Raw genomic sequence first — 13,296 nt, 5'->3', positions numbered from 1 at the left:
GGCGTGGGCCTCGTCGATGGTAGAGAGCTGATTCCCAGAGCCAGGTTATGGCGCGGTCCCCGGAATTACTCCATGTGCAATAGTCCATGTGAGCCACCGGCTTGTGGTCTGGTAGCTTCCAAGGCCTACATCCTTGATGTTCTGCCTGCATGGTGGGAATCCACGACTTGCCTGACCTGGGACAGTGGAGGCGCCGATGAGGAGATTGATGCAAATCGCCTGTGCGGTTGCAGCCTGGGCAAGCTTGAGCTTGCCGTTGTCTGCTGCCCCGACTGAGCCAGAGAACTGCCCTGGCCTGATCGCCTCCCGAGACACTCTGTTCGCCCGGGCTGCCTTACGTCAGGATGAGGTTGGCCTGACGTTTGTCGGCCACGCGACCTTCCTGATCGAGACGCCGCAAGGGGTGCGGATTGCCACCGACTACAGCGACGGCACGCGTCCGCCCGTTCCACCGGATGTGGCCACCATGAACAAGGCGCACTCCACCCACTTCAGCTATCGACCGGATCCGGGGATCAAGCATGTGCTCAAGGGCTGGGATCCAGCTGGTGGCCCAGCGTACCACGACCTCACCGTGCAGGATGTTCGCATCCGCAGTGTCTCGACGAATATCCGAAGCTATGGGGGAGCGACAGAGTACGACGGCAACTCGATCTTCGTGTTCGAGACCTCTCAGCTGTGCATCGCCCATTTGGGCCATCTGCACCACACCCTTTCGCCCGAGCATCTCAAGAAGCTGGGGCGCATCGATGTTCTGCTGGTGCCGGTGGATGGCGGCTACACGCTTGAGACGTTCGACATGATGGAGGTGCTGCGCGCGATCAATGCGTCCTTGATGATCCCGATGCACTTCTTTGGTCCGTCGACGCTCAACCGCTTTCTTAGCTCAGCCCGGGAGCACTTTCCGGTGGAGTTCAGCAACACGGCGGCCATCACCCTCTCGCGTGCCGCGCTGCCGAAGACCCCGAAGATCCTGGTTCTGCCGGGGCACTGAACGGCTTCCGGCACGCTGCAACGAGGCTATCTGACGTTTAATCAGAGGGTCTTGAGTTCGAGTCCCAGCGCGCTCACCACCTCAAACCCTTAACCGGCAAGGGTTTTATCATTATCCCGCGCCTGCAGTTCCACGCCCTTATTTCCTGCGGGTAACGTCACGGGTAACAGCAGACAAACTTCGTGCAATCCGCAGCAACCGCGCCTCACATCGCGCTTGGCCGACGAACGTCTGCAATGTAGGGACGAACTGACCTTGACACAGCCATGCTGATAGGCCGGTTTTGACCCAAAGCGGCCCATGTCTGCCACGACACCTTCGTCTTTACGGGCGTCTGCGAGTTTCTATCTGTAGGCGAGCGGCAGGGCTATCAGCCATAATTCCAGATGTGAGCGGATCAAAGCTGGTCAGGCGGCTATAACTCCCTCCAGATCCGATCCCGATAGGATCAACGCCGGTCACTTCGATCCGCGTGTTGCCAAGCCCTTCTGACATGACAAGGCCAAAGAGAACCTTAGCGTTCTCCGGTGCCAGCCGCACACAGCCATGGGAAGCCGGTGTGCCCAACCGGCGAATGGCCTGGCTCCCGTGGATGGCGTGCCCTGAATCGGTGAAGAAGATCGAGTGCGGCATGGGGGCGTCATCCCACTCCTTCGAATAGTGGTCCTTCACCAGACGAGACGGTGTAAAGGCACCAGTCGGAGTGGCGTAATCCGCCAAACCTGTCGACACCAGCCAAGAATACCGCTCAGCGCCATCAACCATCACGGTCATGCGCTGCGTTGCCTTGTTGACCGAGATGAGGACCTCAGCTCCCATGGCTGTGCTCGGCCCGGCCAGGGCCGCAACAACGACAGCCATCAACGAGGTTGCTCTCCGCATGATCCACTCCCCCTGCTGCCCACCCTCTCCGCCATGGAGCTCTAAAAGGATGACCACCGTAAACGGCTAAGGTTCCATGCCCGACTGAGATTTGGATCTCGGCCAATCGGGACAACCTGATAACCATCCTGAGCGTTACTCCGGGTTAGCCAATCCCTTGCAGGTAGAACGACCAGTAAGTGGTTCGATTGAAAGCTGGTGTCATGAAGCCAATGAATGAGAGCCACTTGGCGATTCTGCGGCGGCATATGGTCGAGATGATTGCCATCCACGCGGATCTAGCCAGCGATGAGATTGGCAGAGCCGTGTTGGATGAGCGGGTAATGGCCGCGATGCGGAAAGTGCCACGGCATCTGTTTGTCCCAACCCCTCTTGCGCCTTATGCCTATCAGGACACGCCCCTGCCTATCGGCTTTGACAAGACAATCTCGCAGCCGTTCATCGTGGCGCTCATGACCGATCTTCTGTCGCCACAGCCCAGCGAGAAGGTGCTCGAGGTGGGGACCGGACTGGGGTACCAAACGGCGATCCTGGCGGAACTTGCGGGTCACGTCTGGAGCATCGAGATCGTTGAGGAGTTTGCCGGTGTTGCGCGTGAACTCCTTCAACAGCTCGGTTATGCCGATATCAAGATCCGCGAGGGAGACGGGTCCCGCGGCTGGCGCGAGCATGCTCCTTTCGACAAGATCCTCGTATCGGCTGCGGCTGACAAGGTGCCTGCCGCCCTGCTTGAGCAACTCAAGCCAGGCGGGCGCCTGGTGATGCCGGTAGGACCGGAGGAGATGCAGCGTCTCACCGTCATCGAGAAGGATGCCAATGGTCAGACCGGAGTTCGGGAACTCCTGCCTGTGCGGTTCGGCCGGCTTGAGACAATTACCTGAAAACACTCCGGCCTGGCGGCCTGCTCATACGGCAAAGGTGATATCGGCTTTCTCTGGATGCGGGATCCATACAGCCTCGGGCCAAATGTCGTCTGGTCACATAGAGCCGATCGTCATACGAGCGGAAAACCAAAGGCAGCGCACGCTTGCAGGGGCTGCCCGTCTCATTCCCGAACCTGGAGCACAGGCCTACCATCACGTTCGTGCGATGTGGCGAACTGGTCTGGAAAGGCCAATCGTCTATGCTGCCTTTCAGTGATCCACGCCTAGGGTTCTTGCATGAGCCACCATCCTATCATCTATCCTGATCGGCGCTCTTTGCTGATCAAGGCTGCCATCACGTCAGCCTCTATCATCATCCCGAGGAGCTTGGTTGCGACCGAGCTTGTCCCGACACCAGGGCAGACGGAGGGCCCCTTCTACCCAGTCGAATTCCCGCCCGACATGGACAACGACCTCGTCCGGATCACGGGTCAGGCCGCTCAGGCTCTGGGACAGGTGGTCCATGTGTCAGGGCGGGTGTTGGACACCCGCGGGCAGCCGAAACCCGGCAGCGTGGTCGAGATCTGGCAGTGCGATGCAAATGGCATCTATCGCCATCCGCGTGCAGCTGGGCAGGGGCGCATCGATCATGCCTTCCAGGGCTATGGCCGCACCCAAGTTGATGAACAGGGTGGATATCGGTTCCGCACCATAAGACCTGTGCCGTATCCAGGACGGACGCCCCACATCCACTTTGCCGTGCATGTGCCGGGGCTGGGACGTCTGATCACACAGATGTACATCGAGGGCGAACCCCTCAACGCACGGGACGGGGTTCTCAACAGCATCCGTGACCCTCGAGCCCGCCGCAGTGTGATTGTGCCCTTGTCCTCTGGGCAAGTGCCTGAACCCGGCGCTCTCCAAGGGCGCTTTGATATTATTGTGGCGGCATAGATCCGCGGGATCATTAGCAATCCACCCGTCAACCAGGATGGCGGTGGCTGCAGCATCACCGATTGCCCTCATGGCGGCTCAACAGAAGATCCCTAGCTTGGTTCACGCGCGCGGCAAGATAGGTCGAACCACCTTGATCCGGGTGGAGCTTCTTCATCAGGGTTCGATGTGCCTGCCGGATTTCATCGGCGGTGGCCCCGGGTTGGAGATCCAGGATCTGGTAAGCTTCCTCTGGGGTCATGACACTCGATGCAGATTGAGCGTCCGCCCGCGGTTGCTCCTTATTCTGGGTGTCTTCACGCCAATAAGGAAACCGACGATCGAGGTAGGCTTCGAGAAGGCGAACGCCATCCGCATCGCTGGTCTGGCACTCCGTCAGCAGATCCTGCAGGTGTGCCTCATCGAAGGACGCGAGTGGCCGCCCGGCGAAAGTGCCGGCAAGCACGGAGCCCTCTATTTCACCGGTGTCGTGATCGAGTGTCATTTCGATCAGCTTCGAGCGGACCCGCGACGTGCGGCCGGAGACCCGCTGTGCGCGTCCACCGAGATCGGGGAAGGTCAGGTGGCTCCACCCGAGGAGCCAGGCTCCCAGACTTCCAATTAGCAGGGCTATGTCGATCCGTCCCCGAATGACGAGCAGTCCCGCTATCCCGAGGGCCACAATGCCGCCGATGACCTTGAAAAGCTTCGCCAGAGTGGCTGGGTTCGCGTGTGCAACGTTACTCAGGAAGAACCACAGGACCGTGACGGCCGCGATGCCATACAGCAGCATCACGGCTTGCGTCCGGTGATGGCAGTGAGCAGGCCGTGGGCCTGCGTGTTGCCTGCGGATAACCGAGTGAGACCCTCGACACCGCTGGCCGCATAGGTCGCGGCAGCGCGCAAGAGTTCGGATAGCGTTTGGGGGGCTCCTGCATCAAACCGGGCATAGGCTCCGCCGCTCAGCCGCGCGATCTCCTGAAAAGCACGGCCGGCATCAGGGTCATGCCCTTCATGAAACATAAAAGCCTTCACACCGAGAAGGCCAAGCTCGCCTGCGACAGCACAGAGATCGTCGATTGGCTCCTCCATGGCGTCGCCGACATAGACGAGCACCTTCATTGGGGTCTGGCTCGCCTCCGTCCGGACGTGGCGGAGCACCCGCCCGATCTGGGTTTGCCCACCCCGGCAACTGATCCTCGTCATGAGGTCGGTGAGAGCCCGCGGATCCGCGACCCAGCGGGAGGAGCGGCACTCACCGAAGCCTCGGAAGTAGACCAGTTGTACCGAGAGGCCTCCGGCGTCACTGGCCGCGGCAAACATCTCGCCCTGGACACGGCAGGCGAGATCCCAGGTGGGTTGCCGGCTCATGGTGGCGTCGAGAGCAAATACGAGCCGCGCCCGCGGCGCCTTGCCCGCCAACGGTCCAAGCCGCTTGGCCTCCGCCAGGAACGAGTCGACTATTGAGGCCGGACTTCCGGCAGCCATGGGCGGAGGTGTGAGATCCTTCTTGTCAGCCATTGCATCTCCCTCTCCAAAGAAGTGGGGCTCGAGCGTGCGCCTGTAAATGCAAGGCACGGAGGCATAGCGCGGCAGTTCCCGATTGCGAGACTTGGGAGGATCAGGAGAACAGGCAGGAAGAATCCCCGATGCAGTAGGTGATGGAAGCGGCGCGGAACATCCTTCAGGGCGGAGCTGCTGGAACGTCGCTTGTTGGTACGCCTGAGACCTGAGCTCGAAGGCAGCAATCTTCGTCGAACCGGACGTTCCGAAAGCGTAGGGAATCTCGGTTCCTGACCCGAAACGGACCTTCATTGCAGTTGTTTGCTGCGGGTTGTCAGGGCTCAACGTGGAAATGGAACATGCGGGCAACTGTCACGCGAGGGAGATGAATCGCCTCAATACGAACTAAGCAAACATATAGGACGGCCCCAAGGGAGGGCCCTGCCATGTAAATCCATGGGTCCACAGGTATATTGGCTACGAGTGCTGGTCCAAACGAGCGTGCGGGGTTTGCTCCGGCACCGGAGATGGAAGCCTCCAGCCACACCAGCACCGAGAGGACAGCAGGCAGGACCAGGGGGGTAAAGCGCCGTGTGCTGGGATGCGCCGCCGTCGTTAGAATTGCAAGGATGAGCAGAAACGTCACGCCCGCCTCGCCCAGCATGGCAGCCCACACCGGCACACCGACCCCTGGTCGCGTGGCACCAAACGCAACGCTTTGTCCCATGTGTCCCCAGGCCAAAAGAGGGAGGGCTCCGACGGCGCTGCCGGCGAACTGCGCCAGGATGTAGAAGCTGGCATCGCGCCAAGCCAGCTTGCCCTCCAGCCAGAACGCAAGTGTGACGGCGGGGTTGATATGCGCCCCGCTGATCCGTCCGATCGGTGAGATGGCAATCAAGGCGCCGACCGATCCGAACAGCCCTCCCGTCAAAAACAGACGCAGCCCTTCATCAGGGATCAACCTTGACCCGGGACTGCCTTGTCCGAACATGAGGATGACGACGGACACGCCGACCAAGATCAGAATGGCTGTGCCGATGAACTCTGCCAGATACAAGTCGGGATGCAGCCGGGCAGGGGGACAGGGATCTCCATGAAGCGGCCTGTCGCGAGACGGTCGCAGGAGCGTGCTCATCCTGCATGATCCGTCATCGTTTGTGATGCGGTGGTGCCGTGACGCAGGTCACGAGCCGCTTCCTGCTGGGATGCGGCATGCACGCTGCCGAATTGACTCGGCTGAATGATCGGAAGCGTGAGGCACACACTCTGCGTCGGCAGGACTTGGCGCCATCTCTGGATGAGTTGCCGATAGGCCTCGCCGACGGGCCGAATGTTACGATCCAGATCGTAAAGGCCGAGAGCGTTCACACGGCCATTTTCTTCACGCAGGGCCGTATCCCAGTCGACCTGATCCGTCAGGGAGTACCATGTGAACCCGACGATAGGGACGCCGCTGTTGCGAACCCGCAGGATGTTGGCCCACTCCTTCCGAAGCCAACTCGCCGCTTCATCTCCGACGGGCCCCTGCACCAGGTTCGTCTCGGTGTGCATGACGGGGAGACGGTAACGATCGTAATATTGCCGGGTGATCTCCGCGTATCCGAAGATTTCTCCTGCCGCCCAGGTCCGCCCGTCGGGAGCGACCCGATGCTCGTTCGTCACGTAGTAGTCATTCCCCATAATGCAGTGCTGACGCAGATGATGGGTCAGGAAGAACTGGTACTCGTCGCGCGTCATGCCGTTATCCAAGAGGAACTGGTACATATCGGAATCGACGCGGCGGCCGTAATTGAGATCGAGAGAGAGGAAGCGACGCGCATTCAGGGTTTCTGCGCTCCCGATCGCGTCGGGCTCGTCGGCGTGGAAATATTCGGACGACTCGCTCTGGATGAAGATGGCATCCGGGCGAGTATCGAGGATCGCTGCCATGGCCAGGACATTCGCCTTCACGATGTGCTTGAGCGCCGTCACGAAGGCTTGGTCGCTGCGCAGCTGCTCGTTCCACCAGCCGTAAGCCGCCGAAAACGTTGCACAGATGAACATCTCATTCACGGGCGTATAGAGCTGCACCCAGGGGAAGCGCTGCGCAAAGGCACTCGCATAATCGGCGAAGAGGGCTGGAAAATCGGGATTCTGAAAGTTGCCAACCCAGTCGGGCACCCCGAAATGGCAGAGATCGACGATGGGGACGACATCGAGCGTCTTGAGCACGCCGAAGGTCTCGTCCGGGAAGTTCCAGTCATAATGGCCCTGGCCGAGCCAGACGCGGTGGATCGGCGGCCCGTAGCGCAGATAGCGGATGTCGAGTTCTCCCAGGAGTTCAAAATCTCTCCGCCAATGCGTGTAATGCCCGCATTTCTGCATCTCGTCGACCCGGACGCTGCCGTTCTTGATCGTCGGATAGCTGTTCTCGATGCCGGTCGCGAACATGAACCAGGGCGCTGCCATCTCGGGCCTCCAAGCAGGGCCCATCAGGCGCCCTTGGGCAAAGCGGTCGGGCGGGTGTGCCCGGCCGACGCAGGTGTACTGGCCTTCTGCGGAACCATACGTTGGTTGCGGTCCGCCGCAAAGTCACGGGGCGGCGGCTGCCCGCCATCAAAAGGCGTACTCCGGCCAGCGCTGCCGGTCTCATGGGCGGTTTGTTTCCTCACCTGCACGACGGCACCGTTGCGCGACGAAGGTCCGGATCGCGCCCACGACCTCCTGAGCGGCCTCGAGTGGGAGGAGATGACCGGCTCCTGCAATCTCGATGAGGGAGGCGTCGGCCAACCGGGGCATGACATCATCTGCGATCACGGAAGGCGGAATGACCGGGTCATCGCTTCCGCCAAGAACCAGAGCCGGACAGGCAACCTGCTTGGCCTGCGCCGTGATGTCCTCACGGCTGCCCTGCGCGAGCCACCAGCGCCAAGCCTCGGGCGAGGTCAGGAGGTTGTCCGCGATGCAGGCAGCAACGTCCTCCGCCGGGAGGGAGCGCCGCGTGATGGTGCGCAGGGTGCGCTCCGCCGACGCACGATCGCCATGGGTTGCGAGCAGGCGGTCCCGCTCGCTCTCGTCCATCGGCTCCGGCGAGGGCGGCGACGGGGACACGAGAACGAGGCCCGCCAGCCCCGGAGGGCGCTCGGCCGCGCAGGCGAGCGCCAGCTTCCCGCCCATGGAATGGCCGACGAGAACGTAGCTGTCGAGGCGAAGGTCCGCGATGAGCCCGGCGACCACTTGCGCAACCGCATGCACGCTGTAGGTGGGCAGTGGCGGTGAGCGGCCGAACCCGGGCAGGTCGACGCTCAGGCACCGGCAGGTGCTCGACAGAACCCCGGCAACGTGGTCCCACACCCGCAAAGATCCGGCGAAGTAGTGAAGGAAAACCAAGGTGGGTGACCCAGTGCCTTGGTCTTCGTCGTGAAGGATGGACTGGCGCATGTTCCTACCAACAGTCACTCAAGGCGTCCCTCGACTTGAGAGACGCCATCTTACCAGAAGCCTGTCGCTCAGGGTCAGGAAGTCGGTTGGGTCTATCCAAAATGGCTAAAAGGTGCGGCTCCTGAGGTCTGCATGTGGCAGATTGCGTTGAAAAAGTCGGCATCCAGACTGGCTGAGACGGCGACGAAGCTCGCCCTGTTGAAGCTGGGTCTGCGGTGAGGCATGCTCCTTAAACCCCTTTAGGCCTCTTGGGTCACCCGAGGCCCTGTAGGCAGAACCAGCTTGGCAAGCTTCCTCAAGTTTTGAGCGGTGGCGGCCAACAGGAACTCGTCCTGAGCCCCGCACGGACCGCGCAGCCGCAGACGTCCCAGCTTCAGGATCCGCTTGAGATGGGCAAAAAGCATCTCGATCCGCTTGCGACCTTGACGCGACCGCTCGAAGGCCGGCGTCCCGGCCAGGGCACGCGCGACCTCCCGGGCATGCTCATAGATGCTGCGCGGGATCCTGCGCGCCGGCGTGTTGGGACAGCAGCGCTCCTTGAGGTGGCACGGACCACAGTCAAAGGTGCTGCCCAGATAGAGCCTGTTCGTGCCCTCGTTTACGATCCGGCCACTGGTCGTCAGGGTCTTGCCTTCGGGACAGGTGTAGGTGTCTACCTCCGGATCATACGTGAAGTCTGATCGCGAGAAGGTGCCGTCTTGGCGCTCGGACTTGTCGATGACGGGAACATGCGGCTCGATCTTCTGCTCCTCCACGAGCCAGTGCAGCATCTCGGCCGAGCCGTAGGCGCTGTCCGCTGCTAGCCGCTCCGGCTTGAGACCGAAGCGATCAGCGCTGCGCTCCAGCATCGTGCGGGCCGCTCCGACTTCAGCCTGCCGAACCGCGCGAGAGGCTTCCACGTCCACGATCACGGCTGCCTTGAGGTCGATGAGGTAGTTGTCCGCATAGGCAAAGAACGCCGGACCGCGCATTGCTCCGGTCCACTGGGCGGCCGGATCAGCGGGCAACACGAACTTCGGCTCAACATCAGTCGCCGCACCCCAGGCGGCCTCGTCGAGGGTAGCGAGATACTCGCGCACCGCCCTTGGAGCGTCCTGCATGTGGTCTTGGTTCCTCCAGTCAGAGCCTGCCAGGGAGCGCTGCTTGTTGGCATCGGCGTGGATCAGGCTGGCATCGACCGCAAAGCCTTCCCCTCCCACCAGCCCTTCGTCCAGGCAGCGCTGCACCACGGCCTCGAACAGGTGACGGAACAGGTCGCTCTCGCGAAAGCGCCCGTGCCGGTTCTTGGAGAAGGTGGAGTGGTCAGGCACCTTGCCCTCCAGCCCGAGACGGCAGAACCAGCGATAGGCCAGGTTCAGATGCACTTCCTCACAGAGCCGCCGCTCAGAGCGGATGCCGAGGCAGTAGCCGATCAGCAGCATGCGGATCATCAGCTCGGGGTCGATGGAGGGCCGTCCCATAGAGCTGTAGAAGCCGGCCAGATGTTGGCGCAGCTCGGAGCAGTCGACGAAGCGGTTGATGCGCCGCAGGAGGTGATCGGACGGGACATGATCCTCAAGCCGGAACTCATAGAACAGGCTCTCCTGCATCACGAGACGCTCGCCCATCATGGCCCGATCCTCCTGCTGAGAATGCCTCACCAGGGAATCACGATCCGCCGCCAATCACGACGAGTTTTTCAACATTGGGTAATAGGGCGGCTCTTCCTGGATGCCGGTAACATCGGCTGGCCACGTGCACAGGAGAGAGCAGCCATGGACTACTACGCTGGTTTAGACGTCTCGATGAACGAGACCCACGTCTGTGTGGTCGAGCGGGATGGAAGCGCTGTTCTGGAGGCGAAGGCCTCCAGCACCCCAGAAGCGATCGCCGCCGTGCTGGAGACGGCACCTGCCTGCGCGAGGATCGTGCTTGAGACCGGCCGCATGGCGCCCATGCTCTTCCATGGCCTGGCAGCTCTTGGGTTGCCGGTGATCTGCATCGAGAGCCGGCAGGCTTACCAGGCGCTCAGGTCGCTCGCAACCCACAAGACGGGTCGTAACGATGCCCGCGGGCTGGCGCATCTCGCCCGAACCGGCTTCTTCAAGCCCGTGCATGTCAAGTCACTGCCGGCCCATGCGGTGCGTGCCCTGATCATCGCCCGCAAGAAGCTAGTCGGGCAGCGGGTTACTCTGGAGAACCAGATCCGCGGCTTGGCTGTGGTGTTTGGGGTCCGGCTGCCCCGCGGGCTCAGTCCGCGCTTTACCGAGCAGGTCATCCAAGCCAGCCAGGGGATTGCAGGTCTGTCAGGGGCCATGCAGGGCCTGCTCGCCGCCCGCAAGGCCGTTCTTTCTGGAAGCGGTCGTGGCGATCGACCGTGACATGCGCCTGCTGGCCCGCTCGTCTAAGGCCTGCCAGCGGTTGATGACCATTCCGGGGGTCGGCCAACTGACCGCCTTAGCCTTTGTCGCCACCATCGATACTCCGGAGCGCTTCCGCCGCTCGCGGGATGTCGGAGCCTATCTCGGCCTGGTGCCGCGGCGCTTCCAATCCGGCGAGATCGACTATGTGGGCAGCATCTCCAAGTGCGGGGACCGGCGAGTACGGACCCTGTTGTACGAGGCCGCCAATGTGATGCTGACGCGCTACCGCGGCGCCTTGGCTCTCAAGGAATGGGCGCTGGGAATTGCCCGACGCTCAATGATGAGGAAGGCCCGTGTCGCGCTGGCCCGCCGGTTGGCGATCATCATGCATGCCATGCTCCGCCATGGCAGCACATTCCAAGCGGCCTGAGAGGAGCAGCGGAAACAGGTCGAGACGAGCTCCCGAGCGGAGCGACGCCCAAGGGAGGGTGTGGATAACGACGCCGATTCTGTCGCATGCGGCCTGAGAAAAGGGCCGACTGCGGTTTTAACCAGGTCGCTCCACTCCAACTGACCCCATCAAGTGCCCTGGAGCACGCAGAGAACGCAGACACCCTTTGGGACAGCAAAACCGCTCAGGATCGGAGAGCCACCCCTTGACCCAGTAGAGAACGAAATCGGCACGAGGCTGAAGTGGGCTGGACGTCGTCTTTAAGACGGAGAAGCCGGCATCCTTTGCCCATCCTCCCTTCCATATCGCTCTCCTGGACCTCTCACTTGCAGACCGGAAGGTTCTTCTCGCTGACGCCGACTTGGACGATCCGAGGCTTGTCCACGCCCGCGACGCCGACATACTGGAAGATACGGTTGTCAATCTCGCGCTTCCGAGGCTCCTGAACGACCACTTTTTCCCGCCCGTCGAGCAGCGCCCAGAAGGCGGAGGCCTGCGGTTGCTGGGCCGGATCAGGGCTGAACCCGAAGTCGATGCCGGTGTTGGTCAGGTACGCGTGACCGGCCGAATCGGTGATCCAGAATTCCTCGATCGCCGAACCCGCGGCGACCGTGTTGAGGACGCTGTTAATCTGGGCAGTCATCATCCCTGCCTTCTCCGCCGCAGCAACGAATTGAGCCGCGAGCATGGCTTGGCCGATCATGTGCCGCGCAATCAAGTCGTCACACTCGGCAGCTCTGGGGCTCGAGTTTGTGAAACACGTAAGAACGACCGCGAGGATGGCTGGAGCGCGGCTATGATGCATGGCTTCCTCCTTCGCCTTGTCCAAGGAATGAGGACCTGCACCCGGCGGCATGAGGCACCGGATGGGAACTTCGGGCGAGCCGGTATCAAACAAGCCCGACCCTCTATATCTTAGAATCTTAGAGCAGTTCGGGATCGATCGGAATCGGTTGATCCGCTTTCAAGATGGCTGGGTGTAAGCGGAGGCTCAGCAGCGTGGAACCGTTGTTGCAGGATCTGCGCCCAGCCTGCTCCAGTTCCAGAGCGGCTAATCGGGGCTCATCAAACGGTTGGCTCCCAGATTCCCTCGACGGCAAACGCCTCGCCGTCGCCTGGCCACGGCGGCATGGTTGTCCCCACTGCTGTGAGGGGCTCAGGCGAGACAGAGCGGAACTGGAAGTGGGTACCAACCGGGATCGTGAGGGCGACGCCGGGCTCCACATCCACAATCTCTTCGTGATCATGCAAGCGGCGCCACATCTGCCCACGGCCCGAGACAAAGTACCAGACCTCCTCGACGGTATGGTGTGCCATTGCCTTCGAAACCGCACGCGGCGGCAACGTGAAATGCGCCAAACTCCCCCGATTGGCGCTGCAAAGGATCCGCACCTCAGAACCATCAGGTGCAGTAGCGTCAGGGAGCCCGCCAAGCCGATTGGTCGCAAAGGACATCGATTATACTCCGGCAACCGATTGAGGAAGGCCACTATATCCAACAAGGCACCGGTCCGAATGCACGATTTACCGCACTGGCAAAGCGGGAGTTTAAGCCTGTTTCCGAGGTGCGAGCAGTTGAAAGACGGTCTGGTCATCGGGAACGCCCTTCAGAGCGAAGGTCCCGAGAGGACTGACAGCCTCCGCCGGAAGGAGTGCAGCTACCTCCCGCGAGCAGACTGCTGGGCAGTTCGCACTCTTGGCTATGGCTTCCATACGGCTCACGACGTTGACCGTGGGTCCAACAACAGTGAAGTCCAAGCGATCCGGACTGCCGATATTGCCGTAGGTCACAGGACCGGCATGCAGACATCCAACAAAGTCTAGCCCCTCGTGTCAACCGAACCGAAGAATTGACCCCTTGGGCGCACTGAAGATCTGACCCCCCTCATTGCTTTGTGGTTCCCTCGG

At 61.6% G+C, this 13,296-nt stretch carries 13 protein-coding genes and 1 pseudogene; 4 read left to right on the top strand and 10 right to left on the bottom strand.

Going from position 1 to position 13,296, the window contains the following annotated elements:
• The first annotated feature begins 208 nt into the window (after nt 1–208).
• A complete protein-coding gene (locus ILT44_RS28140; protein WP_204242921.1) occupies nt 209–994 on the top strand; it encodes an MBL fold metallo-hydrolase in 786 nt (261 codons plus the stop codon).
• 324 nt (nt 995–1,318) lie between these two features.
• Here ILT44_RS28140 and ILT44_RS28135 read toward each other — a convergent pair whose 3' ends face one another.
• Nucleotides 1,319–1,855 carry a L,D-transpeptidase gene (locus ILT44_RS28135; RefSeq protein ID WP_204242920.1) on the bottom strand — a complete coding sequence of 179 codons (537 nt, stop codon included), beginning with the start codon at nt 1,853–1,855 and terminating at the stop codon, nt 1,319–1,321.
• Between the two features lie 224 nt (nt 1,856–2,079).
• Between ILT44_RS28135 and ILT44_RS28130 the strand changes: the two genes are divergently transcribed.
• Both ILT44_RS28130 and ILT44_RS28125 read left to right on the top strand, forming a co-directional pair.
• Nucleotides 2,080–2,757 carry a protein-L-isoaspartate(D-aspartate) O-methyltransferase gene (locus ILT44_RS28130; protein WP_307826720.1) on the top strand — a complete coding sequence of 226 codons (678 nt, stop codon included), beginning with the start codon at nt 2,080–2,082 and terminating at the stop codon, nt 2,755–2,757.
• A gap of 279 nt (nt 2,758–3,036) precedes the next feature.
• Nucleotides 3,037–3,693 carry a dioxygenase family protein gene (locus ILT44_RS28125; protein WP_204242918.1) on the top strand — a complete coding sequence of 219 codons (657 nt, stop codon included), beginning with the start codon at nt 3,037–3,039 and terminating at the stop codon, nt 3,691–3,693.
• Nucleotides 3,694–3,748: 55 nt separating this feature from the next.
• Here ILT44_RS28125 and ILT44_RS28120 read toward each other — a convergent pair whose 3' ends face one another.
• The 6 genes from ILT44_RS28120 to ILT44_RS28095 form a co-directional block, all read right to left on the bottom strand.
• Complete coding sequence (locus tag ILT44_RS28120; protein WP_204242917.1) at nt 3,749–4,468, bottom strand: DnaJ domain-containing protein; 720 nt, start codon at nt 4,466–4,468, stop codon at nt 3,749–3,751.
• Nucleotides 4,465–5,193, bottom strand: a complete 729-nt coding sequence (locus tag ILT44_RS28115; protein WP_204242916.1) for a vWA domain-containing protein — start codon at nt 5,191–5,193, stop codon at nt 4,465–4,467. The genes ILT44_RS28120 and ILT44_RS28115 overlap by 4 nt, the downstream gene beginning before the upstream one ends.
• A 316-nt stretch (nt 5,194–5,509) precedes the next feature.
• On the bottom strand, nt 5,510–6,310 hold the full coding sequence (locus ILT44_RS28110) for an MIP/aquaporin family protein (protein WP_204242915.1): 801 nt from the start codon (nt 6,308–6,310) through the stop codon (nt 5,510–5,512).
• Complete coding sequence (locus ILT44_RS28105; RefSeq protein WP_204242914.1) at nt 6,307–7,623, bottom strand: family 1 glycosylhydrolase; 1,317 nt, start codon at nt 7,621–7,623, stop codon at nt 6,307–6,309. Before ILT44_RS28105 ends, ILT44_RS28110 begins: the two co-directional genes overlap by 4 nt.
• Nucleotides 7,624–7,803: 180 nt before the next feature.
• On the bottom strand, nt 7,804–8,595 hold the full coding sequence (locus ILT44_RS28100) for an alpha/beta fold hydrolase (RefSeq protein ID WP_204242913.1): 792 nt from the start codon (nt 8,593–8,595) through the stop codon (nt 7,804–7,806).
• Nucleotides 8,596–8,834: 239 nt separating this feature from the next.
• Entirely contained in the window at nt 8,835–10,205 is a 1,371-nt protein-coding gene (locus tag ILT44_RS28095; protein WP_204242912.1) for a transposase, read from the bottom strand.
• Nucleotides 10,206–10,349: 144 nt separating this feature from the next.
• Here ILT44_RS28095 and ILT44_RS28090 point away from each other — a divergent pair.
• A pseudogene (locus ILT44_RS28090) lies at nt 10,350–11,367 on the top strand (IS110 family RNA-guided transposase).
• A gap of 343 nt (nt 11,368–11,710) precedes the next feature.
• Here ILT44_RS28090 and ILT44_RS28085 read toward each other — a convergent pair.
• The 3 genes from ILT44_RS28085 to ILT44_RS28075 form a co-directional block, all read right to left on the bottom strand.
• Nucleotides 11,711–12,193, bottom strand: coding sequence for a hypothetical protein (locus tag ILT44_RS28085; RefSeq protein WP_204242911.1), 483 nt, complete (start codon nt 12,191–12,193; stop codon nt 11,711–11,713).
• Nucleotides 12,194–12,453: 260 nt separating this feature from the next.
• Complete coding sequence (locus ILT44_RS31580) at nt 12,454–12,843, bottom strand: cupin domain-containing protein (protein WP_255549952.1); 390 nt, start codon at nt 12,841–12,843, stop codon at nt 12,454–12,456.
• 93 nt (nt 12,844–12,936) lie between these two features.
• A complete protein-coding gene (locus tag ILT44_RS28075) occupies nt 12,937–13,194 on the bottom strand; it encodes an adenylate/guanylate cyclase domain-containing protein (RefSeq protein WP_255549953.1) in 258 nt (85 codons plus the stop codon).
• Nucleotides 13,195–13,296 lie beyond the last annotated feature (102 nt).

Source organism: Microvirga arvi (assembly GCF_016892765.1).
Classification (GTDB): Bacteria; Pseudomonadota; Alphaproteobacteria; order Rhizobiales; family Beijerinckiaceae; genus Microvirga; species Microvirga arvi.
The sequence above is the reverse complement of the archived record's forward strand: the minus strand, read 5'-3'. Positions and strand labels throughout refer to the sequence as shown.

Coding starts and splice junctions, on each gene's coding strand:
- ILT44_RS28140 (WP_204242921.1), top strand. CDS start 209: ATGCAAATCGCCTGTGCGGTTGCAGCCTGGGCAAGCTTGAGCTTGCCG.
- ILT44_RS28135 (WP_204242920.1), bottom strand. CDS start 1,855: ATGGCTGTCGTTGTTGCGGCCCTGGCCGGGCCGAGCACAGCCATGGGA.
- ILT44_RS28130 (WP_307826720.1), top strand. CDS start 2,080: ATGAAGCCAATGAATGAGAGCCACTTGGCGATTCTGCGGCGGCATATG.
- ILT44_RS28125 (WP_204242918.1), top strand. CDS start 3,037: ATGAGCCACCATCCTATCATCTATCCTGATCGGCGCTCTTTGCTGATC.
- ILT44_RS28115 (WP_204242916.1), bottom strand. CDS start 5,193: ATGGCTGACAAGAAGGATCTCACACCTCCGCCCATGGCTGCCGGAAGT.
- ILT44_RS28110 (WP_204242915.1), bottom strand. CDS start 6,310: ATGAGCACGCTCCTGCGACCGTCTCGCGACAGGCCGCTTCATGGAGAT.
- ILT44_RS28105 (WP_204242914.1), bottom strand. CDS start 7,623: ATGGCAGCGCCCTGGTTCATGTTCGCGACCGGCATCGAGAACAGCTAT.
- ILT44_RS28100 (WP_204242913.1), bottom strand. CDS start 8,595: ATGCGCCAGTCCATCCTTCACGACGAAGACCAAGGCACTGGGTCACCC.
- ILT44_RS28095 (WP_204242912.1), bottom strand. CDS start 10,205: ATGATGGGCGAGCGTCTCGTGATGCAGGAGAGCCTGTTCTATGAGTTC.
- ILT44_RS28085 (WP_204242911.1), bottom strand. CDS start 12,193: ATGCATCATAGCCGCGCTCCAGCCATCCTCGCGGTCGTTCTTACGTGT.
- ILT44_RS31580 (WP_255549952.1), bottom strand. CDS start 12,843: ATGTCCTTTGCGACCAATCGGCTTGGCGGGCTCCCTGACGCTACTGCA.